This is a genomic window from Manganibacter manganicus (assembly GCF_002075885.1).
Taxonomy (GTDB): domain Bacteria; phylum Pseudomonadota; class Alphaproteobacteria; order Rhizobiales; family Rhizobiaceae; genus Mesorhizobium; species Mesorhizobium manganicum.
In genome coordinates, this window is record NZ_MDET01000059.1 from 20,736 (window position 1) to 46,938 (window position 26,203).

23 protein-coding genes are annotated in these 26,203 nt (G+C 58.5%); 9 read left to right on the forward strand and 14 right to left on the reverse strand.

Annotation, left to right across the window (positions count from 1 at the left end):
- Positions 1 to 2: 2 nt before the first annotated feature.
- The 3 genes from BFN67_RS22225 to BFN67_RS22235 are packed head-to-tail and all read right to left on the reverse strand — an operon-like array spanning position 3 to position 2,109.
- Positions 3 to 605 (reverse strand): DUF1788 domain-containing protein, encoded by a 603-nt coding sequence (locus BFN67_RS22225; RefSeq protein WP_080921653.1) that lies wholly within the window; start codon positions 603 to 605, stop codon positions 3 to 5.
- 2 nt (positions 606 to 607) lie between these two features.
- Positions 608 to 1,210 (reverse strand): DUF1819 family protein, encoded by a 603-nt coding sequence (locus BFN67_RS22230; RefSeq protein WP_080921654.1) that lies wholly within the window; start codon positions 1,208 to 1,210, stop codon positions 608 to 610.
- Complete coding sequence (locus tag BFN67_RS22235) at positions 1,207 to 2,109, reverse strand: BrxR family helix-turn-helix transcriptional regulator (protein ID WP_080921655.1); 903 nt, start codon at positions 2,107 to 2,109, stop codon at positions 1,207 to 1,209. The genes BFN67_RS22230 and BFN67_RS22235 overlap by 4 nt, the downstream gene beginning before the upstream one ends.
- Positions 2,110 to 2,218: 109 nt before the next feature.
- On the opposite strand from BFN67_RS22235, the gene BFN67_RS22240 reads away from it, so the two are divergent.
- From BFN67_RS22240 to BFN67_RS22260, 5 genes are all read left to right on the forward strand, one after another.
- Positions 2,219 to 3,490 (forward strand): metallophosphoesterase family protein, encoded by a 1,272-nt coding sequence (locus BFN67_RS22240; protein ID WP_080921656.1) that lies wholly within the window; start codon positions 2,219 to 2,221, stop codon positions 3,488 to 3,490.
- Positions 3,490 to 6,972, forward strand: coding sequence for an ATP-binding protein (locus BFN67_RS22245; RefSeq protein WP_080921657.1), 3,483 nt, complete (start codon positions 3,490 to 3,492; stop codon positions 6,970 to 6,972). Before BFN67_RS22240 ends, BFN67_RS22245 begins: the two co-directional genes overlap by 1 nt.
- Positions 6,973 to 7,181: 209 nt before the next feature.
- Positions 7,182 to 7,949, forward strand: a complete 768-nt coding sequence (locus tag BFN67_RS22250) for a hypothetical protein (protein ID WP_080921658.1) — start codon at positions 7,182 to 7,184, stop codon at positions 7,947 to 7,949.
- Positions 7,946 to 8,509, forward strand: coding sequence for a hypothetical protein (locus tag BFN67_RS22255; protein ID WP_080921659.1), 564 nt, complete (start codon positions 7,946 to 7,948; stop codon positions 8,507 to 8,509). The genes BFN67_RS22250 and BFN67_RS22255 overlap by 4 nt, the downstream gene beginning before the upstream one ends.
- A 5-nt stretch (positions 8,510 to 8,514) precedes the next feature.
- On the forward strand, positions 8,515 to 11,883 hold the full coding sequence (locus tag BFN67_RS22260; protein WP_204842251.1) for a UvrD-helicase domain-containing protein: 3,369 nt from the start codon (positions 8,515 to 8,517) through the stop codon (positions 11,881 to 11,883).
- 20 nt (positions 11,884 to 11,903) lie between these two features.
- Here the strand turns inward: BFN67_RS22260 and BFN67_RS22265 are convergent, their stop codons facing one another.
- From BFN67_RS22265 to BFN67_RS22290, 5 genes are all read right to left on the reverse strand, one after another.
- The gene (locus BFN67_RS22265) at positions 11,904 to 12,257 is read right to left on the reverse strand and encodes a ubiquitination-like system serine protease family protein (RefSeq protein ID WP_080921661.1); all 354 of its coding nucleotides are present in this window, start codon (positions 12,255 to 12,257) and stop codon (positions 11,904 to 11,906) included.
- A gap of 5 nt (positions 12,258 to 12,262) precedes the next feature.
- Positions 12,263 to 13,666, reverse strand: a complete 1,404-nt coding sequence (locus BFN67_RS22270; RefSeq protein WP_080921662.1) for a ThiF family adenylyltransferase — start codon at positions 13,664 to 13,666, stop codon at positions 12,263 to 12,265.
- Complete coding sequence (locus BFN67_RS22275; RefSeq protein WP_080921771.1) at positions 13,666 to 14,583, reverse strand: multiubiquitin domain-containing protein; 918 nt, start codon at positions 14,581 to 14,583, stop codon at positions 13,666 to 13,668. Before BFN67_RS22275 ends, BFN67_RS22270 begins: the two co-directional genes overlap by 1 nt.
- 313 nt (positions 14,584 to 14,896) lie before the next feature.
- Positions 14,897 to 15,205 carry a helix-turn-helix domain-containing protein gene (locus tag BFN67_RS22280; protein ID WP_245295371.1) on the reverse strand — a complete coding sequence of 103 codons (309 nt, stop codon included), beginning with the start codon at positions 15,203 to 15,205 and terminating at the stop codon, positions 14,897 to 14,899.
- 417 nt (positions 15,206 to 15,622) lie between these two features.
- Entirely contained in the window at positions 15,623 to 16,735 is a 1,113-nt protein-coding gene (locus BFN67_RS22290) for an RHE_PE00001 family protein (protein WP_080921663.1), read from the reverse strand.
- A 282-nt stretch (positions 16,736 to 17,017) separates the two neighbouring features.
- Here BFN67_RS22290 and BFN67_RS22295 point away from each other — a divergent pair, with 282 nt between their 5' ends.
- From BFN67_RS22295 to BFN67_RS22305, 3 genes are all read left to right on the forward strand, one after another.
- Entirely contained in the window at positions 17,018 to 17,947 is a 930-nt protein-coding gene (locus BFN67_RS22295; protein ID WP_080921773.1) for a recombinase family protein, read from the forward strand.
- A gap of 67 nt (positions 17,948 to 18,014) precedes the next feature.
- Complete coding sequence (locus BFN67_RS22300; protein WP_080921774.1) at positions 18,015 to 18,263, forward strand: type II toxin-antitoxin system Phd/YefM family antitoxin; 249 nt, start codon at positions 18,015 to 18,017, stop codon at positions 18,261 to 18,263.
- Positions 18,260 to 18,697 carry a type II toxin-antitoxin system VapC family toxin gene (locus BFN67_RS22305; protein WP_080921664.1) on the forward strand — a complete coding sequence of 146 codons (438 nt, stop codon included), beginning with the start codon at positions 18,260 to 18,262 and terminating at the stop codon, positions 18,695 to 18,697. Before BFN67_RS22300 ends, BFN67_RS22305 begins: the two co-directional genes overlap by 4 nt.
- A 65-nt stretch (positions 18,698 to 18,762) precedes the next feature.
- On the opposite strand, the gene repC is transcribed toward BFN67_RS22305, so the two are convergent.
- From repC to BFN67_RS22335, 6 genes are all read right to left on the reverse strand, one after another.
- The gene (repC, locus tag BFN67_RS22310) at positions 18,763 to 20,073 is read right to left on the reverse strand and encodes a plasmid replication protein RepC (RefSeq protein WP_080921665.1); all 1,311 of its coding nucleotides are present in this window, start codon (positions 20,071 to 20,073) and stop codon (positions 18,763 to 18,765) included.
- A 179-nt stretch (positions 20,074 to 20,252) separates the two neighbouring features.
- Entirely contained in the window at positions 20,253 to 21,269 is a 1,017-nt protein-coding gene (gene repB, locus BFN67_RS22315; protein WP_080921775.1) for a plasmid partitioning protein RepB, read from the reverse strand.
- Positions 21,266 to 22,429, reverse strand: a complete 1,164-nt coding sequence (gene repA / locus BFN67_RS22320; protein ID WP_245295372.1) for a plasmid partitioning protein RepA — start codon at positions 22,427 to 22,429, stop codon at positions 21,266 to 21,268. Before repA ends, repB begins: the two co-directional genes overlap by 4 nt.
- A 644-nt stretch (positions 22,430 to 23,073) precedes the next feature.
- Complete coding sequence (locus tag BFN67_RS22325; RefSeq protein ID WP_080921667.1) at positions 23,074 to 24,324, reverse strand: sensor histidine kinase; 1,251 nt, start codon at positions 24,322 to 24,324, stop codon at positions 23,074 to 23,076.
- Positions 24,321 to 24,884 carry a putative pterin-binding protein gene (locus BFN67_RS22330; protein WP_245295373.1) on the reverse strand — a complete coding sequence of 188 codons (564 nt, stop codon included), beginning with the start codon at positions 24,882 to 24,884 and terminating at the stop codon, positions 24,321 to 24,323. Before BFN67_RS22330 ends, BFN67_RS22325 begins: the two co-directional genes overlap by 4 nt.
- A 114-nt stretch (positions 24,885 to 24,998) precedes the next feature.
- Positions 24,999 to 25,625: a response regulator gene (locus BFN67_RS22335; protein WP_080921668.1), complete on the reverse strand. Its 627-nt coding sequence runs from the start codon at positions 25,623 to 25,625 to the stop codon at positions 24,999 to 25,001.
- A gap of 200 nt (positions 25,626 to 25,825) precedes the next feature.
- Here BFN67_RS22335 and BFN67_RS22340 point away from each other — a divergent pair, with 200 nt between their 5' ends.
- A complete protein-coding gene (locus BFN67_RS22340) occupies positions 25,826 to 26,182 on the forward strand; it encodes a hypothetical protein (RefSeq protein WP_139789295.1) in 357 nt (118 codons plus the stop codon).
- Positions 26,183 to 26,203 lie beyond the last annotated feature (21 nt).

Consider the following 26,203-nt stretch of genomic DNA (forward strand, 5'->3'; position numbering starts at 1 on the left):
GGTCAGACCTCGTAATTCATGATGTTGAACGCGCGGTAGTATTTGTCGTCGTGCAACAAGCCAAACAATTCCAGTGAGGCCCCCGTCGCCAACGCATGGGTATATTTCCCCGGAAAGAACATGATCGTCGGTCGGTCCTTCGCGGTGCTTTGCAAGTTGTTGAGCACATTGTGCGAACGCAGGAAGGGGTAAACCTCGCCGACACCTGACACGAAGATCACATCATGTGGAATTTCTTCGATCTGGCGCGCGATCTCCGGAATGAGATGGGCCTGCGGGTCCAGAACGCCTTGCAAGAGTTCCTTGAGCTCTGCCTTCTCCGTCTCGGCTTCGACCTCAAGAATCTGGTCAAAGATTCCTCGATCATCGAGGATCCTGAGAGAAAGATCATAGAGGTCAATATCAAGCACGCGAACACCAGCGTGCCCCAGCCGGGCGATCAGATCCTCGCGATCCTCGCCCAGGCTCAGCCCGTCTTCGGCATCAAAAGCGCAGATGAAAAAGGGAACCTCGTTGCCCAGACCTTGCTTTTGCAAGAACCGTTCACTGGAAATCACTCTGAATAGGTGCTCGGCACGAGCGCGCCGATCAGTTTTCGTGCTCACAATTACCCCCCATTTCCGGGAAAGATCTGCAGATCCGCCGGACTATTCTCCTCAATCAGCCGCTTCATGCGCCCCGACAACCAAATCGGCTGAATTCTACCCTCGACACTAATCAAACCGGATTCACGTAAAATCCGAAACAAGACCTGACGCAATTTCGCGCAGGTCGATGGTGAAAGCTCAGCGAGGCCTGGATCACGTTCAGCTTTCTCCGCGAGAAAGCGGTCAAAAACTTCAAGACCCAGGTCAAGGCGCCAGGATTGGTAGCGCTCGTTGATCACCTCGACAGCGAACTCATAGACAAAGCGATAGGTCCGGCAGATCGCCAGCCACATCATCGCCTGCTGCTCAGCGCGGTCAGCATCATCCGACAAATATTGGCGCTCGGCATCGGAGAGATAACCTATGCGGTCGTACACTTCACGAAGCGCGCGGGTTTGCGAGGCCAGCTTGGGCAAGGAAGACGCGCCCTGGGCCAGTAAGCGCTCACGAGCAGACGCCCAGCTCTCGCCGGGTTGATAAGCGTGAGCAATCACGAGGCTCTCATTGAGCATCAGCCCGCCCACACTGAAGGACATCCGGTATTTCGATACGGTGGACATCATCGGGGCGCCGCCCCGCTTGCTACGTCGGCCTCATCGAACTCATGCTGCGCACGCTCAAGGGCGGCGGCAACCTCACGTTCGTTAGCGGCGACGATATGCTGGGTCCGGGGATCATGCGTCCGCGCCCCTTCAAGAAATCCTAGCCGCTTGAGCACATAAAACAGCATGGCGTAGCGAACTGTCAGCACAGCGCGCCCATCCACCATGTTGTAGTCCTTCGCGACCACCGCCTGCTGGCCGATCGACAAGTCGGGATGCGGCACAATGGTGATGTCGAATGTTTCTTGCCACAGCCGGTCCTGCGCCGCACCAGCGCCCGGCTCACCGAGTTCGCCGTAACCAAGGATGCGCGAAAGCAGAAAATCCTTGAACCGCTCCGTCTCATGACACCAGGCCCGAACATGCCAACGCAGGCCATCAAAACCAAAGGCATGCGGAGTGATCCGCCGCCAAGCCGGATCGGGACGGTCGCGGTTCATGGATTGGTAGTGAAGGTCGAGCGACCTTTCCTCACGCACTGCCGCCAGGACTGAACGCAGAACTTCGGTATCGACCTTACGTCGCAGCGTAAGGGCGATATCCATATCAGGCGGGACAGCGAGCCAGTTCGAACCCGCCTCGGCGAACCCCTCCGCCATCGAGCGCAGTCGCATGAAATAGGCTTCTGGATCAGGATCCAGAAACACCGGACGAAATTCCGGACCGGCTACGTAACGACGAGCGCTTTTGTCATAGACCGCATTTTGCGGCGCACGCTCCTGATAATGGGTCAAGTCCTTTGATGCCTGCGGAACCGAGACGCCAAACGTATCGATCAGGTCAGAGCGATTGACGCCCCCCTCCCAGAACAGGCGAAATTCGATGAACTCCAACCGCCTCTCGACACCCCATTTCAGCATTGCACGCCTCAAATCTCTGGGCATATAATTCATATGGACATTCTTTTCATTCCCATATAGTTTTTATTCTCACTAGATGCCTCTTGTCAATCTACCGATTGGGCACCGTATGCCATTTCGATTTGTTCACACGGCCGATCTTCACTTGGATTCCCCATTGCGCTCACTGGCGATGCGCAATGCTGACCTTGCCGAATTGATTGGCGACGCGACACGTCAGGCCCTGATCGCCATTGTGGATCTGTGCATCGATGAGCAAGTGGATGCGTTGATCATCGCGGGTGATCTGTATGACGGTGATCAGACGTCGATGAAAACCGCCCGGTTTCTGGCCAAGCAGATGCAGCGGTTGCACGAGGCCGGAATTGCGAGCTTCATAATTCGTGGCAATCACGACGCCCTGTCGCGGATCACCCAGGAACTGATCTTGCCGCCATCTGTGACCGTGTTCGGCGGCCGTTCGCATGCCGTCGAACTAACGCACGGCGATCTGGCTCTTTCGATTCACGGCCTGAGCTTCGCCAAGCCGCATGCGCCAGAGAGCTTGCTGGAAAAATATCACCGCCCTACCCCCGACGCGGTCAATATCGGCATCATGCATACGAGCCTCGCCGGTGCGCCTGGCCACAACCTTTATGCGCCCAGCAAGGCGTCGGACCTTCATGGCTGGGGCTTCGATTACTGGGCTTTGGGGCATGTCCACCTGCGTGCACAGCACGCAGGTGACCGTATGGTGGTCATGCCGGGTATGCCGCAAGGCCGCGACATCAACGAGGCCGGCGAAAAGACCGTCACGCTTGTCACGGTCGGTGATGATCGCAACCTCATCGTCGGAGAACGCGCGACGAGTATTGCGCAGTTCGAACGAATCCCGGTCGACCTTTCATCCGCCACAACCTGGCGAGAGACGGCCGAACTCATCGAGCAAGGCATTGGTGCCGTCCGCGACCGGACACGCTCGGCCCATCTCGTCGGCCGCCTTCGGCTGACGGGTGCGACGCCTCTGTCGTGGCAGCTGCGCCGCGATCGCGATCTGCTGTTGGCGGAAACCGAACAGCGCGCCGAGGGGCTTGGCAAGACGTGGATCGAGAAGATCGAGATCGCCACCACAGCGCCGGTCAACACTCCAGCTGGAGGTGCTACCGCCGACCCGGTACTGGAACTCGGCGAGCTGATGCGCAGCGACATCATTCACCAACATGGTGTTCGCGAGGCCGTGCGTGATCTGGTCAAGGAACTGCGCGATGATTTGCCACCGGAGGCGCGTGGTTTCAGCGGCGATGATGAGGCCGCGTTCGAAGCCCTAGTCGACCAGCTGCTGACGGAAGGCAGCGAGGACATGCTGGCCCGGCTGAAGCCGGAAGCGTCGGAGATCATCTGATGCGCCTGCGCCGGCTCCATCTCACCCGCTACGGCAAATTCACCGACCATTCGATCGATTTCGGGGAGCACGTCTCCGGAACGCCTGACCTGCACATCGTCTACGGATTGAACGAAGCCGGCAAATCGACCTCGCTATCCGCCTATCTCGACCTGTTGTTCGGGATCGAAGAACGCACGAAGTACGGCTTCCTGCATCCGGGCAAGGTAATGGAAATCGGCGCCTGCCTCGAATTTGGCGGACAGCCTCACGAGTTCAGGCGCGTCAAGCAGCGCAGCAACTCGCTGCTAGACGTGCACGGCCAGCCGGTCAACGAGGCGATCCTGAGCGTCCCGCTCGCCGGGCTGACGCGCGACGCCTATCGCATGATGTTCTCGCTCGACGATCAGACGCTGGAAGATGGCGGCAACGCCATTCTGGAAAGTAAGGGCGATCTAGGGGAGTTGCTGTTCTCGGCGAGCGCTGGCCTCGCCGGCATCAGTTCCATTCTTGAAACTGCGATCGCCGAAGCCGATGGCATCTTCCGGAAGCGCGCCAGCTCGACGAAGATCGCCGGCCTGAAACGCCAGATCGCGGACCTTAAATCGCAGCGCGATGATATCGACGTCCAGGCCTCGGCTTACAGAACGCTGATGACTGTGCTGGAGCAGGCTGAAGCGGCCTACGAAGCTGCCATGAAGGAGATCGGTACGGCAAAGGCCCGCCATGACGAGATCGCGCGCGTCCTGCGTGCCCGCCCCTTGGCGGCTGAATACCGTCGGGGAGAGGAGCAGCTTTCCGAATACGCGGACCTGCCGCATCCGCCATCTGAGTGGGCGTCCACACTTCCAGACCTGACTGTCGAAGAGACGCGGCTTCAAACTCAGCTCGCCGGCATTGGACAGCGCGAGCAGAAGGCCAGGGAGGAACTCGAAGGGCTCGTGGTCGAGAACCGTCTGCTTGAGATGGCGGATCGCCTTGATCAGGTGGCAGACGCAGCCGCGCGATATGCGACCGCGCAAGAAGATCTGCCGAAAAGGAAGCAGGCGCTGTCTGAATCGAGCCGTAAGGTCGATCTCGTCCTCGCTACGCTGGGTCAGACAGACATCGACGATCCGAAGTCACTGCTCATACCGGCTGCCACGATTGGGACGCTGCGCGATCTGATAAGCGAAAAGTCCGGCGTCGATGTCGCACGACAATCGACCGAAAAGGAGCATGAGGCGGCCCGGCAGGCCATTGAGAAAGAACAGCGCGCGCGCCAGACGCAAGATGGCCAAGGCACCCGGATCGATGCTGGCAAGGTGGCACAGCTTCAATCGACCCTGCGACGCTTGCGCGATGGCAATCTTGTTGCTGAACTCCGCCTTGCCGAACGAGGTGTTCCCGCCAAACGCCTGGATTTTGAAGATGCCGTCAGCGGGCTGCATCCATGGTCCGGTGACGGTGACGAACTTCGGCGCATGTCGCCACCCGCTGCCGATCGCGTTGAATTCTGGAAGAGGGCTTCCAGCGACATAGAGAAGCGTCGCTCGCATATCATCGAGCGTGAACGAGAGCTCTCGACGAAGCAGGAGGAAGATGCAGCACGGCTGGCTGCCCTCCGCGAAGCGATCAACATCTTGGATGATGATGAGGCGAAGGCCGCCCTTCTCGAACGGGAAGACGCTTGGGCGCAGCATCTGTCAGTCCTCGATCGGGAAACGGCCGATCGCTTCGAGTCCCGAATGCGAGCGACCGATGCAGCCGCGGCCACACGTCTGAACAGCGTCAGGGAACTCGAGGAGCTGCGTTCCCTGACCGCCGGGCTGGCGGTAACTAGGGCGAGCATGGACCGCCAACGCCAGTTGTTGCGGGAGACCAATGAAGAACTTCAGACACTGCGCCGCGAGATCAGGACGGAAACGCCATCCGAAATCGAACTGGGTGACGAAGCATCTATCGGGTCATGGCTGACAAGGATCGGCCAATGGGCTGAGACCCGCACTTCGGCGCTAACTGCGTGGGATGATATGCGCCGTGTCTTAATTGACACCGAAGACGGCAGGGCTTCGCTCGCGACGGAGCAGGATACGCTCGCAACAACCCTGATCGATGTCGGGATCGTTGTGGATGGTCTGGATGTTGCCGCTCTGATGCAGGCGGCCGACACCATCCTCGCGGACCATGCTGCGATGCAGACTAAACGACTGGAGGCGGACAAGCGCAACGGTGATCTTGAAGCGGCCGCGGTTCAACGGAAGGCAGCACTCGACGAGGCCATCACCGCATCCGATGAGTGGCAGAGAAACTGGACGACCACCCTTGCGAGCACATGGTTCGCTGACCGCGAAGGCAGTATCGGCGCGGTCCGGGAACTGCTCGACGCGATGGCCGGCTTACCCGAGGCCTTGCGTGAACAGGATGACCTGCAACATCGCATTCGCTCCATGGAGGCCGACCGAAGCTCATTCGTGGAAACGATCGGGCGCCTGCATGACGCCCTCGGTGACACGTTCGACGATAGTAATCCCCTTGACGCCGCCGGGGCTCTGCGCCGTCGCCACAATGAGGCCAGACAGGTCGAAGCGAAGCGCCTGGAACGCAATCAGACCCTCGCCGATCTCGCGACCGAACGTGAGCGGCTGGACGGTGAGATCGCGATCCATACCGCGCGCAAGAAGGAGTTGACCGACTTCTTCCAGGTCGAGACGCTTGCCGATGTTCGGCAAGCTCTCGAACGCTGCCGGAAAAGGGATGAACTGGTCGAGCAGCAGAGCAAGCTTGAGCGGCAGATAGTCGGCGACATGCAACTGCCATCGCTGGAAGCTGCCATGGCCAGCCTCGCCAATGCCGACCTGGCCGAACTGCAGCGAGAGCAGGCCGAGCTTGTGACGCGTCTTGAAGACCTCGACGGCCGAACGAAGTATCTGTTCGCCGACAAGGCGCGTGCAACCGATCGTCTGACCGCCATTGGCGGTGACGATGCCGCTGCTCGCCTTGAGGCGAACCGGCGCACATTGCTCCTGGAAATCGAGGATTTGGCGCTGCGCTATCTTCGCCTCAGAAGCGGAAGTCTGGTCGCCGAACACGGCATTCGCGCCTATCGCGACAAACACCGCAGCGCGATGATGAACCGGGCATCCGAAGCGTTCCGGCTGATTACGCGCGACGAATATACCGGCCTTGCCACGCGGCCCGACAAGGATCGCGAAGCGCTCATTGGCTTGTCACGAAATGGCGGCTCCAGGCTCGCGGTCGAGATGTCCAAGGGCACGCAGTTCCAGCTGTATCTGGCGTTGCGACTTGCCGGATACGAAGAGTTCGCCACAGCACGACCTTCGGTCCCGTTCGTAGCAGACGATATCATGGAGACCTTCGATGAACCTCGCTCCGAGGAAGTGTTCCGGCTGTTCGGGCAGATGGCTCACGTCGGACAGGTCATTTACCTGACCCATCACCGGCATCTTTGTGACATCGCCGCACAGGTTGTACCGAAGGTGAGAGTTCACTCGATCGGCTAGGCAAGATTTGCTGTGCTCAACGACGTAGTTGGGTCCGACACTGGATAGACAGGTTAAAGTGTATGTGCGGCGACGGCGGTCCACCAAGGCTTAAGGAACACTCGCCTTTCCATATAAAATGCCACTAGAATTATCGGCACCCAACATCCTATGCTTGGCAACGATCCCGAATCGGGAAGCAACTTGTTTCAGCTTTGCATGGTACTAGGATGGCGGAACCACTGACCGGCACATACCTCGACGGGTCGCCTCACCTGCGGCCACCGGAAGTGGAACAAGCTATCGACGATACATCGAGATTGCCGAGGGATCAGATCGCCAGACGGCTTCAGATTGCAGCGCGGGGCGATCCGGATTTCCTCCAGGATGAAGTTCTCCTTCATCTGATTCGCAATACTGTCCGTGAAAACAGCGAAGCTTATTTCGGTAAACTGTACCTTGTGCTTCGCGCGCGTGTGCTCAGGCGGCTGCCAGGCGGAAGCGACACTACAAGCGAGCGGATCCGTGAACTCGTCGTGGACATGCTAACAGAACTGATTACCCGCGACCGGATTGAGCGTTTGGGCAGGCTCGACATTTTTGAATGCAGGTTCGAGCGTGGCATGAAACTGCTGATCGCAGAGGCCAAGCGGCGCGTCCTTACTAAAACCTCCCCCGTGACCAGCTTCGATGTGAGTGATGAATTCAACATCCCAGTCGAGATCATCGAAGGCATCCGGCGTCTGGATGTTTCGCAGGGTGATTTTTCTTCCGATCCGCATTTCCGGTCGGATCTCATCCGCGCGATTGGCACATTACCCGAGAACGAAAGGCGTGTCGCAACGCTGATGCTTCTGGACTTGCCAGATGTCGACACCATCACCGGCGGTCCGTCGATCTCGAAGGAAATGGGTCGTTCCGCGAGGATGATCCAGGAATATCGGAAATCGGCCGCCCAGAAGCTCCACCGCATGCTGGTCGAAGGAGAAGAACAATGACGCACCATACGCCGACGGTCGATGAGGTGCTGGACCAGCTTGCGCTCGAGAGTGTGCTGAACAGCCAGACCGTGCGTCGCTACATCGACGCCTATCCCGAATTCACGGGCGCGATCCTTGATTTCACTCTCGAGTGCCAGTTGCCGGATGACATGTTCGACAGCCCGACGGTTGCGATGGAAGCTGCCGGTGACAGGCTGCTCGATGGCCTTATGGCCGCGCACGGTTCGACGGCACCGTCAAGCAATCCCCTGGCTGTAGTGACGGTCGCTTCCGTGGAAAAGGCGACCGGCATCGCTGGGCCGCTCGTTGACGCGATGCGGAAAGGCATGGTCTTGGTGGACTCGATTCCCGACGTGATCGCCCGCAAGCTCGTCGCCCTCCTTTGCCTGACACGGGAGGAGCTGTTCGCCGGACTTTCGATCGTGGGAGGGGCCAATGTCGCGCTTGAACATAAAGCGGTGGGAAAGCCCAGTGCAGGCCGTCCGATGCCGTTCGACCATTTTCTCGATAATTCGGGACTCACGGAAGAAGAGAAGCGGTCAACACTGATGGAGTGACACCTGTGGGGGGCATAGAAATTGCGAGGATCAGGGCGGCTGCACTTCATCGCGGCCTGACAGCGGACGGTACCGACAGCTGGTCACCGGCTGCGCTCGTTGCCGCCCTGGCTCGCAATGAGGGTATACGGATCATCCCCGTGCCGAAGGATGACCCCCGCCTTGAAGAGAGCGAGGGCGTTTGGGATCCCGACACCCGCTACGTCTACCACGGGCTGTCGGGCAACCCGTTCCGTGACGCCTTCGTGGCCGCCCACGAGATCGGTCATGCCGTCATTGGTGGATCTTCGACCAAGGCCTTCAGCCGGACCATCGATCCGACGAGAGCGGCGGAAGATCCGGAGATCGGCGCAGACAGAATCTGGGACTATAGCCGCCGTGAGCGGAAGGAGGTCACGATGGACCTCTTCGCGCGCGAGCTTCTCATGCCGAGGTCATGGCTGCGACGCCGCGTTCTCGACGATGGAATGCGCATCGACGAGATCGCGGAAAAGCTCGGGGCGCCATACGAAGTTGTCGCACAACAGGCGCTCGATGCACTTCTCCTGCCGGAGCCGATGGAACCGATAGGGCCGGATACCAGAACCGCCCCTCCTCCGGATGACTCGCAACGGAATGCGGCAACCCATTCGGGTTCGCCTTTCCTGCTCGAAGCCGGGCCAGGAACCGGCAAGACGAAGACGCTCGTGGCGAGGGTCGAGCATCTTCTCGAGAGCGGTGTTGATGCGAGCCAGATTCTCGTCCTGACGTTCTCGAACAGGGCCGCAGCAGAACTGACCGAGCGGATAGCACAAAGCAGGTCTACGGAAGCCGCAGCGATGTGGATCGGGACCTTCCATTCATTCGGACTGGACCTGATCCGTCGCTTCAATGGCGAGTTGGATCTTCCTTCCGATCCGCGTCTCCTCGACCTGTCATCGGCCGTCGATTTAGTCGAAGACGAGTTCGCCCGGCTGCCGTTGATGCACTACCGCGATCTATATGATCCGCTCGACCACATTGTCGGGTTACTGCGCGCCGTTTCGCGAGCGAAGGACGAGGTCGTATCGCCGCAGCGCTATAGGGAACTTGCCGCTGCCACAGCCCTCCGCGATCCTGTCGAAGGCGCCAAGGCTGCAGAGGTCGCGGTTTTCTACGAGGCATATGAGAGACTCAAAAAGTCTGCCGGAGCAGTTGATTTCGGCGATCTCGTCCACCTGCCGGTGACTCTGGTCGACAATCATCCTGCCGTGCTTGCAGGTCTGCGCGATCGGCATCGACACATACTTGTCGACGAATACCAGGACGTGAACCACGCGAGCGTCCGCTTGCTTTCATCGCTCGCTGGAACGGGCGAAAACCTTTGGGCGGTCGGCGATGCGCGCCAGTCGATTTACCGTTTTCGCGGCGCGTCTTCTGCCAACATAGACATTTTCCGGAGGACTTTCCCCTCAGCCACCTTCAGCCGCCTCGAGACCAACTACCGCTCTACGACCGGGATCGTCGGCCTCTTTAACGCCTTCTCCCGAAACATGGGCGTTGGCTCCCTGCCGGGCCCATCCCCGAGGCCGGACGCCACCGGACCCCAACCCGAGTTGCATGTGTGCGGCGACCGCGACAGCGAGCCCGACGCCATCGCTGCGTCAGCCCATGCTTTGCATAGGGCAGGTCATGCTTGGCGTAACCAGGCCATCCTCGTGAAAGGCAACGACCGTCTGGCCGAGGTGGCCAGACGGCTTGAGGTGCTTGGCGTGCCGGTGCTGTTCCTCGGCGTCCTGTTCGAGCGCGAGGAAGTCCGTGATCTCCTGTCCATCCTCTCACTTGCCCATGACGGCTATGGGTCGGCGCTCGCGCGCATTGCCGCCATGCCAGACTTCAGGATGTTGGCCGCGGACGCCATGGCCCTTTCTGCCGCCCTCCGGACTCACGCGGCATCATCGATCGGTTGGCATGGCACAGGTCTGCCAAGGGGTGGGTTCTCGGCGGAAGCACGAACAGCCCTCGACCGCCTTGATGCGGTCTTCGCAAACACGGATGGGCGGCTCTCACCCTGGTTGGCCTGCGCCCGCGCGGTTCTCGATGAGACGTCAATCGCCAAGCGGCTCGCCACCTCGGACTCCATCGCCAACCGCGCGAAGGGCATCGCGATATGGCAGTTTCTGAACTACGCGCGAACGCAGTCGAGCGGGAAGCCATGGCCCACGACGCACGAGTTCCTCGCCCGCATCCGCCGCATCGTCCGCCTGGGCGATGAGCGGGACCTACGACGCCTTCCGCCATCAGCGGATCATCTCGATGCGGTCCGGGTTATGACGATCCACGGCGCCAAGGGGCTTGAGTTCGACGTCGTGCATCTTCCAGGACTTCACGCGCGCGGCATGCCAGGAAATCGCATCAATCCGCACTGCATACCGCCCGACGGCATGATTATTGGCTCCGAGGAAAAGACCGGCGATGAGGCGATCAAGGCGGGCCTGGATGAGGAAATGAAGTGCCTCTTCTATGTCGCGCTCTCACGGGCGAAGCGCAGCCTGGTGATGTATCGCCAGTCCGTGAAGGCCAATCCCACGAAGTTTCTTGACGGTCTCGGCTCGCACTATGGCGAGCGCGGCACCGGCAAGGTTGCGGCTGCAGGTCTCCCCGACAGCGTGAAAACCATCCCGGTGGAGTTTCCGTCCGGCATCAGCATAACGGCATCCAAAATCGGCACCTACGTGCGCTGCCCGAGGCGCTTCTTCTACACCTACGTGCTCAGGCTCGGTGGAAGACGCGAGGAAACACCGTACACGATGATGCACAATGCCATCCAGCGTCTTGTCGAGATGTGTGGAAGCCATCCACCGGGCGAAAAGATCGGGAGATCGCGTTTCGACGCCATGTTCCAGGAAGCGTGGTCCGAAAAAGGGCCGATCGCGCACGGCTACGCTGATGGCTACCGGGCCATGGCCGAGGGCCTCGCAACGACGCTTTGGACCCAGATAGAAGGCAGGGCTCGACATGAACCCGGGCGGCTTGAACTGCGGCTCGCAGACGGGACTGTCCTGGCCGATGTGGATCACACCAGCCGCGACGTCGATGGCACCATACATCTCAGACGCGTCATGACCGGACGATCATCCGGCCGCGACATTAAGGCTTTAGAGAACAGGCTGTCACGCCTTGCCGCCCAAGGACTGGGAACGGGCATCCGTTTCAGCCTGATCAATCTGGCGGACGCTGCGGTCCGGGACATGCCAGCGCCACTGGCTACCGACCGCGCTGATGCCGAAGCTGCGCTTGCAGGAATCGCGAGAGGCGACTTTCCCCAGGTCGTCGACAGCAGGCAATGCCCGAAATGTCCGCACTACTTCCTGTGCGGCGAAACCGGAGAGGGACGACTCACCGCGAGGCTGTAAGCGCTTGCTAAGAAGCGCTTTCAGCGACGAGGCCGCCCGTCCGCGCACCAGTGAACGATGCCATTGCGGATAATGAAATGGCATCCGCACTCGTTCTTCTGCCAGACCGACGGTTCGATCGTGGGGCGGTGCCAACGGTCCAGACCCACCTTCCATCTCGGCCGGCGACTTGGATTCAGGGACAATGAGATTGTCTCGCCGCAGCCTCCAGGGCAGCGCATGCAGGCCCATTTCTCGACCCCGCCATCAACGACGACGGCAAGGTCTCCCGGAAGCAATAACCCTTTTTCCGGCATCGACGGCACAACCCTGCCGATCAGGTCAAACCGGAGAAGTCCAAACCTGCGCAGGATCTTCGCGATGAAGTTTCTCATGGCTTTCACCGGATCATGTCGAGGAAGGGTTCAACGTCACCGCGTCCCCAACGCTCACCATTGCAGGACGGGCAGCCATCCTGGGGTGGAGGCCTCAAGCTGAGGTCCTTCATGTCGTGGAACTTGCGGATCGACATCGGCGCCATGCCATCTGCATCGCGATAGCCCGTCAGAGCATTGATCAACTCGTTGACGGCCAAGGATGCCGCCTCGGTTGTGAAAGTCACGACGGCAGGGGCCGGATCGCCGCTCCCGATGACATACGCCTCGGCCTTGCGGCGTGCATATTCGGCGGGGTCATTGCGCTCGAGACTCTGCTCTGCGGCGAGGCGCGGATCGACGAGACCGGAACACATCATGCAGGTATGACCAGCGAGATGCGTCGAAACTCGCCCGGTGATGTCGGGCCGGCTTCCCTCGGTTGCCCCGCGCATGCTTAGCCCGACGTCGATTAGGGGGATCCCGTAGAAATAGGCGAGCCGGTTGAGAAATGCCCGGCCTGCATGATCGTCCGTGCAGCCGAAGATGATGTCGCATGATTTCAGGGCGTCATCGCAAGCGGGATTCCCGACCCAGTCAGCGACCGCCACGACGTCGACGCCGAGGCCGGCGTCCACGATGGCATCGCGAAGCATCGTCGCCTTCAGACGCTTGGAAACGACATCGGCATGCCGCGCACCGTGCACTCTATTTAGGTTCGTAGTTTCGATTCGGTCACGGTCGATTAGCAGGAGCTTGCCGACACCGAGTCTCGCAAGCAGAGTGGCCACAGCGCTGCCCGTTCCGCCGCATCCGACGATGCCGATGCGCAGTGCGCCGAGCAGATCGTTGAACATGTCTCCGAAGAGACGCGCCTGCCGGTCGAGATGGATGGGTAAGGCCCGCTCGGCATCCCCGGTCCCCGGCCAGATGCGGACCCGTCTACCCGTCTCGATGATCCTGGCCATGGGAATCACGTGATCTCGCGAAGTCCAGAGACGTGCTCCAACCTCGTCCGAGGCGCCGATGACGATGCTGACGAGCCCGGGCAGTCCCTTGTTGCGGACGGTGCGGGCAAGTTCGCTCTCGTTCCGGTCATCCTGGTCCGAAAAGGAAGGGGAGCCGCCCGGGTGAGTGTGCACGATGGAGGGCACAAGACCGCTGCGTTCGGCTTCGCCGAGCAGGCCCATAAAGCTCTCGGTGGACCATGTAACATGCACCGGCGAACGAGAGACGACATCGCTGTCAAGAATGTCGATGAAGCGGTGCGAAACCAGGCGAACCCTTTTCTTCCCCGTCCACGGATCGGCATCGATCCCGGAGGTCCCAAACAGCATGTAGGCGGCCCGCTCCTCGCCGTTGCCGTCGAGCAGCGCACGGATGCCATCGGCATGGGGAACGGCGAGGACCATGTCGTAAAGCGCGGTCATCACGCGGCCTCCCGCAGGGCGTTGAGCGCCCGGTTGACCATCGTGTGGATGCCATCCACGCCGGGCCGCCACTGGCCGCTGTGACGCGACCATTGCTGCCATGGCCTACCTGCGAAGCTGAGGACGCCCTGCGTCGCCCGCGGAAGTGTTCCGGTCGCCGCAAGCGTTACGGTCGGATACATGAAAAACATGTCAGGGCAGGCATCCGGGTAACCGCCCGGCAGGACGATCAGTGTGTCAGCGGTCACCTGTATGAACTTACCTTCCGGCAAGGGGAAGTCCTTCAGTACGACTCCAACGGAGCCATTCTCCTGGACGACCTCATACGTGTAGCCGCTGCCGTCGAGATACCGCCTGTCGCGCTCCGGGAGGAGCGCGCTACCTTCGGTGGTATGGCGGATGAGCGTTACGAACCTTTCCACTCCGGGCTCGTCGAGACGCACAAGTTCATCATTCGCGATGATGCGATCGTGGCCACCTCGCACGTCGAGATAGACATCGTAGGTGCTCGGATCGACACCTGCGAGTACCTTGAGATGGCGTCCAGAGATGGCGGGCTTGCCCCACTGCATCTGGCGGTCGTCCAACGTGAACCTAAATTCGCGGTCGCTGCGGAAATGGACGAACCGCTCGGTCCTGCGCCCGTAGACATCGAAGGTCTCGTCGAGTCGGATGTCTTCGAAAGAGCCGTCGGGCAGGATCGCGAAAAGCGAGAACTCCTCGACTGGACGCAGCCCGATCGCCTGCAGGATCTGACGCCCAGTCGGAACCGGATCGTCGACGAGAGCGGGATGGAATTCCAAGGCCTCGTCGGCATGGCGAATACGGTAGCTGCCGGCCCCGCGGGCGGGACGTCCGGTACGGATGCAGTCCTCGAGGTCTTCGATATCGTCGGGAGAGGTGATGGTGTCAGTCATGATCGATTGCCTTATGAGGCGGCGGAATGCGGCCTCCAAAGGGTCAATCGTGAGGGCGAGCCCCAACCGGAAATGAATAGTTGAATTTTTTCACGCGCTGAGCGTCGTACTTGGCGACATAGGCTGTGTGGCCATCGTCATGGTCGTCTCCACGACTAAGCGCGACACCGGCTGAATGGCTGGAATTTTAGGGGACGCCGACACCGTGATATCCTACTTTTCCGCCATTTACCGCACCTAAGGCGTCCGCTTTTGGGAATGGTGACGCCCAATGTCTTAGTTAGGCGCGTTGCTGCACCGTCCACGAGAAGGGTCAAATCAGTTCGATACGCACCTTCCGCCCGACAACCTCAGCTGCACGCTGAAGGGTTGAGAGTGTAACATTTCCATCCTTTGGGTCCAGCAGTCGTCCGATCTGGCTTCGGCTCGTACCCATCCGCTCCGCGAGGCGTTTGCGAGAAAGATGCTGCTCTTTCATCGCCTCCTCAATTTGCCAGGCGAGCACCTCCTTTATGGCCGTGGCCTGAAACTCCTCAAGTTTCCCTATGTCCGAGAGGAAGCTGTCGAGCGTGGATAGCTCAGACACCGACCGCTTTTCGATCATCTTTTCCGATGCCATCATAGACACTCCTTAATCCAGAAACTCACGCATTCGCCGACGGGCGAGAGCGAGTTCGTCATCGGGCGTTTTCTGAGCTTTCTTGATGAACCTGAAAGCACGATTATTGCCTGGTCGTGAACGCAGAACAGAGTACGGGCAATCCGCCGGCTCGGCAGCGTCGTCCTTACCTCCCACAGGCCGTCCTTGAGAGACCTGCAAGCGGCATTCCCACCGGCCAACGGAATTGAACACGCATCAAATCCAGCCCTATCACTTGTCGATCTTCGGCCTCCAGACCTTGAAGCCAGTCGCGTACAACCTCGGTTCCGCTCGCGGTTCGATAGAAAACGACCAGTATCTGATTTGGTTTATCACCTGCCATACCGCCTCATATATGGTACATGTACCATTTAATGTTCATCTGCGCAATCATCCTAATCACAGAACACCCCAGGCACGGTACCGCCCTCTCCCGGTCAATTCCCGTACGCCGAGTTCCGCGATCAGGTTGAGTGCCCCGCGCGGCGTCACCTTAACGACCTTCGCCAGTATCGCTGCGGAGATCATCGGCCTCGAAAGAACAAGCTCTATAGCTGACGGTAAGCTGCTAGATGCTCGCCGTCCGGCCAGTCTTCTCTCCATCTGGGTTCGCGCCTGCTGTAGGCGAACCAGTTCCCGCATGCCGGCATCCGCCGTTGCCGTCATTGCATCGAGAAACGCAATGAGACGGGTGGTTCGGTCCTTTGCTCGGCGCCGCTCTCTGGAAACCGCCTTCAGCCCAACGTTGAACGACGGCAGATGCGAGGAGACCTTACCTCGTGACCTCAGGTATTCGCCGACCAGCAGGCCGCCGAGCCAATGCTGCCGCTGCACCGGCTCGATCGTCTCCCACGCATCAAACAACAACGCCGCTGCGATCGCCGGCGGCATAACCTGAACCGCCATCTCGACTGATCGCCATTGCGACACACGGTCGGCCTCGTCCCAATCAGGATCGCGGATCATCAGATCACCCACCGCCAAGCCGCAGCCTTTTTCTGTGCGATGACCATCACCTTTTGTCACACTACGGATTAGCCGCTCCGACCGTTCCAGCACGGCATCGATATGGGCGAACTCCTCCGCGAAAGGTTCCGGCTCATCAACCACCTCCCCCTCTTCTGCCCTAACCTCGACCGAGTGCTGGGGCGTCACGGCTTCCTGGTTCTGAGTCCCGGTCAGAGTATCGAAACCGCGTTCGCTTAATGCCCAACCGGCCTTGGTCGATGCGATACGTCGCCTCGCACGAAGGATGGTGTGGGAGATTGTCAATTCGTGGCTCGGTGCCCGAACGTCCATATGTGCGTCGTGGAGGACAAGATCCTCTACATGGACAAGTTCCCCCAAGACCCACATGCTGGCCGCAGAGTCGAAGAAGTGGGCGCGCTCAACGAAACCATCGCCGACCGTACTGCGGCGCACCGCCTCGTCCAGGCGTGCAAGCTGGTCTTCCGCCCGCGCTATTGCCGGAAGCAAGGTCTCCAGAGGGAGTAGGCCGATTTCATAAGCCATTGACATATCGCATTTTTATATTTCATACGGAAATTAACACGCCAATAGCTTCCTTCATAGCGGCTATTCTCTATGCGTGTGTACTATATAGACGCTCCAGGCCTTCCGGATTGAACAGAGGTGCGTCGGCTGGCGCTCAGATCGACGGGAATATCCGTTTTCCCGGGCTTTAGAGGATCCCTAGCTTCGCGAAATCGCCTCAAGAGACGTTTACAAACGATCCTTTATCCTTATCCTCTGTATTTGGAAATCAGGACGATGGGGGGCACAGAAGCGCTCGAAATGGCTAATGACACTCACAATCGGGCCTCCCGTCGACCACAGGGCCGCCTAATCGGCTATGCGCGGGTATCCACGGACGAACAGGCGACAGAAGCGCAAGAGATGGAGCTGCTCTCCGCCGGCTGCGATGTCATTGTCCGGGAGCATGGTTCCGGTGCCTCGCGCGCACGGCCTGCCCTCTCGAAACTCGTACGGGAGATCAGCACCGGCGACACGCTCGTCGTCGTTCGGCTTGATCGCCTGGCTCGCTCGGTTAGCCATCTACTTGAGGTGATCGAAAGTCTGACGGCCGCGGGCGCGCTTTTCCGATCATTGCGCGATCCGATCGACACGTCGACACCACAAGGGATGTTCTCGCTCCAGGTCCTCGGCGCCGTAGCGCAGTTGGAGCGCTCGCTGATCTCGGAGCGCACCAAAGCCGGCATCAGGGCCGCGAAGGCGAAGGGCCGGCTACCCGGAAATCCCGGAATTCGCGAGCGCCGGCCAGAGGCGCTTGCGAAGATGACGGCCGCGCAGAAGGCAGCATACGGCACACGCATTCAGGCAACGACCAATCAATGGCTTCCAACTGTAAAACGAATGCGTCCAGATCACACCTGGGACGATATTGCTCGTGTCCTAAAACAGCGCGGGCTCGACTGGACGCCGGAACGGCTTCGACGGGCAGTCAGATGGATGGTCTCCGAAGGCATGGCGGACGCCACCCTGCTTCGCAAATCACCGCCTCGTCTTCCTGAGGATCGGCTGATGACGCTCGTCGCCGGCATTCACTCTTCAAATGCGAAGCTGACATTGCGGGAAATCGCCCGCCAACTTGAGCAGCTGCATGAACGCACCCCACGTGGCGGGATCAAATGGTCTCCTTCATCGGTCAAGAACCTGATTGACCGAGCGAGGCGATCCGGACTTCTGGCAAGAGAGTCGGCATGACCGCCCCTTGACCGTGATGACTTCAATCGCATATATGGTCACATGTGACCACTTTGCGGAGCCGTCGATGTCTACTGTCAGTCTGAAAGATGCGAAAGCTGGTCTTTCCAGCTATGTCGATGAGGCGATCAAGGGTGAATTCATCACCATCACCCGCCATGGAAAGCCTGTAGCTGCTCTGGTCCCTTTGCAGGCGGCGGAGATTGCCAAGCGCACACTTAAACCCCGCCGGCCCAGCTTCCTGTCATACCTGAAGACCTTTCCTGGCGGAGAATTCGAGCGCAATCCCTCGCCTTCGCGGGATGTCGAACTTTGACGGCATATCTTCTCGACACGAATGTCGTCTCGCTGCTGTCACCTTCGCGCGCCGAGGCCTCCACAGACCTATTCGCATGGCTCGACAAGGCCGCAGAAACGGCCGAGTTTTTCCTGTCGGTCGTCACCGTTCACGAGATCGAGCGCGGGATCATATTGCTCGAACGCAAAGGCGCCAGCGCCAAGGCAAGGGAACTCAGGTACTGGATGGACGGCCTGTTCACCACATACGAGGATCGTATCATCCCGATAGACCCGGTGGTTTCCGCTTTGTCGGGCAAACTCGAAGCCGAAGTGATCGCTGCAGGCCACAGTCCCGGTATGGCCGATGCGCTTATCGCGGGAACCGCGAAGGCCCATGATTTAACCGTGGTCACGCTGAACCTGAAGCATTTCGAGCCGTTTGGCATCGATCTCATGGGCGCCCCTGTCTGAGCGTCGGTTCTGATACCGGTCGCAGTTACATCCGACGGTTCTCACCAAGGGTTCGCCGGCTGATGTCATGGTCGCGGGTTCCGCTTGCGCAGGCTTTTCAGGAGCGAATCCGACACTTCGAGCCGTGGACCGGCCTCGGATGTCGCATTTTCCGTTGTTTGGCGCTGCTTCCCCTCGTCCAGCTTGGCGCGCAACAGGGCCATGATCATCGGCCAGGTCGAGAATTTCCCTTCCCGCGCCCTGTCGGTAAGGCTGCGCAGATAACCGCCGGCGCTGTTGATCTGGTCGGCACGCTGGTAGATCGCCGCAAGCGCAATCGCGGCCTGAACCTCACCCATGACCTCGCGGGCATCTTGCCAAGCGCTCGGGCTGATACCCAGCATGGTTCGGACCAGCTCCGCGGCCGCAACAAAATCGCGCCAGTGGCGGATTTCACCCGACTGGGCTGTTTCCCGCAAGTTCGGGCAAGCATCCAGCACGATGCTCAATGGCAGATCCCGCTTCGGCAAGCTCCTTACGTTGTCGGTTTCCGCAGCGTTGCCGCTTGCTTCCTTTTCTTTTCGAGAGCCGGTTTCAGATTCAAATATGGAGTCTGGATTTGAATTCTGTATGTGGCGTGCAGAATGAGACTCATTGGCGTTCGGATTCTGTGTTTTTGTGAAAGATTCCAGTACGTCGCGGATTTCCGCATGCAATTCGTAAAGCTCGGCGCAGATGTCCTCGATCAGCTGCCTGGAGGCCGTGCGAGGAAGCCTGGAGATGACGCCCTGATAGGTCTGAAGCACCCTGCCCCAGTTGCCGGGCACACCTTCCTCGAGGCCGGCATCGATCATCTTGACGATGTCGCGGCGTAGCAGCGTCAGGCGCTCCCTGGCGACACGGAACGCCTTCTTCTCGGCTTGCACCACTTCTGCCAGATCCCTGAGCTCCTCGGCGCGGGCGACGAGCGGCGACAGGTCGAAGCCATAGGCCTGCTCAATCTCCCCTGTCCTGCTCCGGCGCGCGAAGCGCTTGCCGTTCGGACTATCCCTCCGGATAATCAATCCGCATTCGACCAGAACGGACAGATGCCGCCGAAGCGTCGCCGGCGAGATGCCGTTTGCGCGGGCCATAAGCTGCTCGTTCGACGGCCACACGATCAGCTCGCCTTCGGCCGAGAGTTCCGTTTCTCTGTGGAACGACAGCAAGGCGTTGAGGATCGCCAGCGCACGATCTGTCGCGCCGACCAGCTCTCGCGCTTCACGGACGTGCTGGAAAACCTGCCATTTATTTGCGATCGCCTCCTTCGGCATCGCCTTGGCGGTTGCCTGGCTTGCAATCTGGCCAAGCGTCATCGATCGCCGCCCGAAGGGCGTCGTTGTGATATGCGTCTGCATTGTCCTTCACCTATCGCTAGGCAAAAGAAATCTGCTCGCCGAAACAGCGGTTATCCTGACGAGGACTCTTGACTGCGATTCGCGGAAATGCGATTCTCTGTTTGCTTATGACTGAGAAGGGCTTCCGGATGCGGTTTCGGGGGCCTTTTTCTTTTGCGGTTGTGTGTCTCGAATTCTGCTTAGTGCGGCTTCTCCTTTTCCCTTTCAAACTCTTGGTAGAGTTCGAGCAGACGAGCTGCAACGAACTCGCCGAACTCCAACGACTCCTCGGCGTCCACCACAACGGCGACCGACTTGCTCGTCCGCTCAACAGTTGCGATCTTCTGCCCGTTATTGGCCTTCACGACAAAACGACTCGACTTACCAGCGACCTTCTTCGGAGCGAGAGCGTTGAAAAGGCGCACGAAGCGTTGATCTGTGTCTGCTTCGGAGAATTTTGGATCGTTAAGGGCGGCGTCTAAGCGGCTCTGGTTCTTTAGCGCTGCTATCCGCTCAGCGAGTGCGTTCCATCGAGGACGTCCCGCTTTTGGCGCGGGACCGATCGCCATGATGACGTCTTTCGGGATTGACCTGGTGAGCGACAGAAGCCTGGAGAGTTGGGTCTTCTCCATGCTCAGAGCCGACATGATCACAGCACGATCGAAACCTTGCTCCTCGAGCGTCAGCGCGAAGAGCCCGCGTTCTATGTAGCTTAGGTCTTTCCGAGCGGAATTTTCCTGCCCTTGGATGACGACGAGTTCTTCGTCTGTCAGGTTTTGGACCACCGCGCGGACCGGCCGACCAAGTTTGGCTAGTATCTTTGCGCGCCGATGACCATAAGCGATCTGGTAGTAGTCCGGCTTATCAGGGTGAGGCCGGACCAGGATGGGGCTCTTCTGGCCGGAGTCCTTTATCGCCTGATAGAGTACCATGAAATCTGCGCCCTCGTCGTCGAGGCGATCTTGGGCGAACGATCCGGAAAGCTTGTCGGAGGGTACTTCAACTACCGCGGCTCCCGACGCGACGAGGGCTTTGGCGCGTTCCGCCGCAGACGCGATTTGCCCAAGTGAACGTCCCATAGCGCCTACTGCTCCGGACTGGACGTGCGATATTGGCTGAGGCGCTTGTGGCACAGGGGGATTTGGCTCGGAGTTGCCATATGGCAACTCTTCAGACCGACGCGTCAACATTGCCTTGAGGGTGTCTTTTCGGCTCATGGCGCCCTCCTCCAAGCCTGTTGCATCAGCCTGTCGATTTCGTCATTTACGGCATCGAGAGATTCCATGGCGCGGTCATAAGTTTGCTTGGTGAAATTCTCTCTGCCCACCTCGTAAAGGGTTTGTTTCGAAAGGCCTGCGTCCGAGATTGCAGTCGATTTAACCATTGTGCTGTTCAAGACTCGTTCTCGAAACAGCGATCGCATAAAGGCAACCATTTGCGTTTGTGGCGCATCGGCTGGCTCGAACCGAGTCACAACGTAGCGAATGAAGTCGTATTCGAGATCGCCTCCGGACCCTTGCACCACCCTGAGGATATCGGCTGCCATCAATAGGAATTGGCACATCGACATAACATCTAGCATCTGTGGATGAACGGTAATGATAAGCCCCGTTGCCGCACATAATGCCCCGAGTGTGAGAAAGCCCAACTGCGGAGGGCAGTCTAGGATCATGACATCATAGTTATCGGCAACGGACCCCAACGCGGTAGCTACGCGCCCGAAAAAGGGCTCGGCGTCACGTTCCGCAAGGGCTCTTGGCGTGTCATGCTCATATTCCATGAGTTCCAAATTCCCGGGAATAAGATCGAGACCTGGGAAATAGGTTTTGCGGATGACATCCGTGAGAGGCTTACGATCTTCGTCGTATCGAACAGCCGCGTACATCGTCTGATTGGGCTGAATGTCGTACTCGGGCTGATAGCCATGCAGCGCAGTAAGTGAGGCTTGGGGATCGAGATCGACCGCAAGCACACGGTAACCTTGAAGTGCAAGGTACTGCGCAAGGTGCGCAGCTGTCGTCGTCTTTCCCGACCCGCCCTTGAAATTCACCACTGCCATTACCTGGCAGTGTTCGTCACCTTGCCTGTGCGGTACGTAACGCTTTCCTTTTGAGCCTTCTTCCAGAACAACCCGCAGTTCATTGATTTGGTCAAGCGTATAGGATCGCCGTCCACCGGCCCCGAGTGCCGGCTGTGGACCTTTGCCACCAAGCGACAATTGACGTAAATACGCGTCTGCGATGCCGATAAGCTTTGCTGCCTCAACGGAAGAGAAGGAGCGAAGCGTTTTCCTCGACACGGGCGGGAACAATGCTTCCCGCATCGCCAATAGTTCTGCGGACAACGCGGCGCCGTCGGCCGCGATGACGTCGGTCATCAGCGGCTTCGTTCCCGGCGCTAGTGTTTTTGCACTACGAGCTTTTTGCATAACTACGAGTTTTCTTCCAACTACGCTATTTCCTCGTAGGTATGATTGCCCCGAGTCGCACGATTCTGCAAGGAATTTAAGGTTAACAGATATTTACATCTGTGGCATTGACTCGAGTTGCCATATGGCAACTCGAGCGCTGGGCATCGGCACGATCGAAGGGCCAACGATTGAAGGGGCCTTGCGAACGGCGTCGGGCCAACAAGACTTCGCCCGACCACACGCCACTGCTTGCGGCCTAGGCCTTCGCTTCGATCTCGCTGTATGCAGCGCGGCAGTTGCGTACCATCTGCACAGCGAGACTATGGTGCCTGACTGGTTACCAATGGCTGCAATGTTGGCCAGTCGATGAAACACAGCGCCCGAAACACTCTCTCTGTGGTGACACGTTTGCTCGTACTTTCTTCCATCATCGGTGCACAAGATTCGCACCGTGCACCGCTACACGACCACATGGCCAGTCAATCTCGTCAAGGTGAGCCTACGGTCTGAGCACGTAACATCTATCGATTCCAGACGGATTATGATGGTCGTGCCAAGGGTAGGCTACCTCGAGCCACGCAACCGACGCACTGCCTTACAATCAGCCACAATTATGCATTCACCGGGATCGCAATCTGCACTGAGGTCCCCGAACCAGGTTTCGACGCAATTTTGAGCTTACCCTTTAGCGCTGCAGCCATTTGGGCACACGCAGGCAATCCGAGCCCGGCATGACTTCCGGCCCTGGTTGTGAACAGCGGTTCGAAGGCTTGTCTGGCAACTTCGACTGCCATGCCCACTCCATTGTCCTTAATCTCGACAGTCAATGTCCGCGTCTTTGTCAACTTGTGTCTGTGAACCGCAGCAGTAATCCTGACCAAACCGTAATTGCGACCCAGGAGCGCCACTTCTGCGTTCTTGAGCAGCTCGGACAGCATCACTCTCACCGGTGCCAACGGCACAACGCAAGCCCTTGCTTCAGCGGTCGCGTCGACCTCGAGTTCGCATCCGTCTGTGCTTAATTGATCCAGTACGACAGAGAATGCCGCTTTTCGTGTGTCAGTACCTGAATAGGCGAGGGACTTCATTCCGTCGGTTACGGCCTCAAGTTGGCCCACCGCCTTTTTCGCATCAATAAGCATCTCTGGATCACTCATTTGAGTAGGATCGAGATGGCCAAGAAACAAGCGTAAGGCGGTAACTGGTGACCGTGTCATGTGGGCATAGAGCGCCGAAAACGACTGTTGATGCTGGTCGCGCCTACGCGCATACACATAGCGCATATGAAGGATGGCGTAGCACAACGTCGCAATGGCCAGCGCGGCACCGAACACCAAACGATTTCTCGAGGCGGCACTCGCGATATGTGCGGCCTCAGCCAGCGTCGACGTGTGTGCAACCGCTGCACCGGAAATCTGATACATCTTCTCTTTCGAATCAGCCACTGTGGTCATGGCGGAGTCCACGTCGGTCCCGCCATCCACCAGAGGACACACATGCAACCTAAGATCCTTTTCAACCTCCTCCAGAAGCTTCGCGTCGCGTTCACCAAGGAACTTTTCGACATAATCCAGGCGAAGGAGTTGCGCTACATTCGTGCTTAAGAGGGTGAGGTTGTGACCGAGATCTGGCTCGAGCTGCCGCGTCACGGCCGTCAGACGAAGGTCACCGTCAAGTCTGGTCAGATATTCGCGAATCTGAGTGGTCCGCCACTGTACCTCGTAGGTCTCGCTGAAAATCCGGTTGGACTCAGCGCGATACTGTTCTGACCGAAAAAAGGTCCAGCCGCTTAGACCAATAGCACCGGCAAGGAACACATAGGGCAGGGCGGTTCTGATACTTTCCGGGAAAGGAAGGCTCATGTTGGCCTAATGGTTACGACAAACCATACCCAGATGGAATTTCTTGCTGGAATATAGGACGACGGGAGCCTGTCATACGGCCACACCAGAAAGATGGGCCCCTGCTCATCGGTAGTCAGTAGCGTATACTCTTCGCCTGCCGCGCATCGGCCAACGACGCGGTCCTGCTCGTCACAGCCACGTTCAATCGCAAGGATCGGATCGTAGGCCACAATCTCTTTCAGGGAGACCTCGGAGACGAAGTTGTTGTAGGCGACGAACTGAACGGAAACTCCGTCCATAAGGCCGTGACGTTCCAAAATATCGGCCACGCGAGGGCCACGGTATCTGATGGCCTCTCCGCGCTCCCTCCATGGAGTTTTTGTCTCCACTTCATCATTTAGAAATTCTCTTCGAAGACGCTCGATCGGATAGTGCTCGGCCACATCCGCGATGCGGCCTTCAACCACCAAGACCTTCGGATCGCTATCCGCTGCGATAGAACGAAGCGTTACATATGCAAGAGCGACCACCGCTAGTGACAAGGCACCAAAGTTCAGTCCGGTGAATAACCTGCACATGGTTTCCCTCCCATCGTTCAAAATCCGATCCTGAGGTATTTAATCCTGAGTTGCCTAGATCGATCCCTTCCTTAAATAACGCTTCGCCAGGGCTGCTTTCGCCAGTTGCTGCTGTCATAGACCCTTGGGCAAGCATCCCGCCTTTTTCAGCTTCGTTCTAGCTGTCTTATAATATTTCACGACGCTATCGTACAATATTCCATGTTTTCTCGCCATCTCCTCGAAGACCAGCTTCTTCTTGGCACCAGGTTCGCGGCACATCACCGAAACGATAACTTCATTCTCACGTGAACCAAGATAGGGAAGCAAAATCTCTGCAGTCTGATTTGCGTCGCTTGACAGTCGGACCGTGTATTCGCTGTTCTCTATGTCCTTGAGCAACTCGCCAAATTGGCCCGGCTGCAATCCCATCTTCCCGAGATAGCTTCTTATGCCCAGAAGCCGGAACGACTTAGCCTCTTCCTGGTTGTCAGAACCCGTAATGACGATGTGCATTGCAGTCGGAGACGCTTCGACAATTGACCGGACAATTCTGAAGCGGTCCTGTCGCGATGTGGGAGGGTAACCCGGAAGTCCCGGATCAATCACAACGACATTGAAGGTGTGCTGCTTAAGCAGCCCTTCGGCCACATCCATGTTGGACGCGCCGGCGATCATTGCGTTGCGAAATCGCGCTTTGATTTCTTGTGTCAGCGCGCGACGCATGAGGTCGTGATCTTCAATGATCAGGGCATGGTCCACGAGCCATCCTCCCGCTCGTTATCATCTTACCCGCCCAATTCCCAAGGCAAGTGGACCTCAATTGGCCGCGATAGAAAAGGGGATACGCATACCCCCTTTATGGTCCAACGGGGATGCCGGCACCCCTACCAAGGGCGCGGACTTACTGCCATGAAAGTTACAAACGCATTCCGCTTGCTCATCTTTTAGATGAAGACGTTGTGAGAAAGCCCTTGATAACCTCTCTCTTTTCACAGCCTGCAGATGATATCTCCTATGCTGTTCAGGCGCATCGGCGTGCCGTCCTGACGCGAAAGAATTTCGAGCGCTCCGTCAATCTTCCCTGGTCACTTTTTCTTTATCCAGCTCGTCACATTATGCGCCGGCGTGAGAAACAGACCCTGGACGCATTGATTCGTGCTCAACCCAAATCCAATATCGATGCAGAAGAAAAATTGCTTTATCTAATTGCAGCACTAACTGCACAGGCTGCCAACGTCGACAGATCTCAAATCGGCACCGCGATTGCTACGCTCAATGCCCACAAGAGTGTTTTGTATCCGCTGATCAGCAAGTAGCCTGCGATGTTCGCCGTGCAT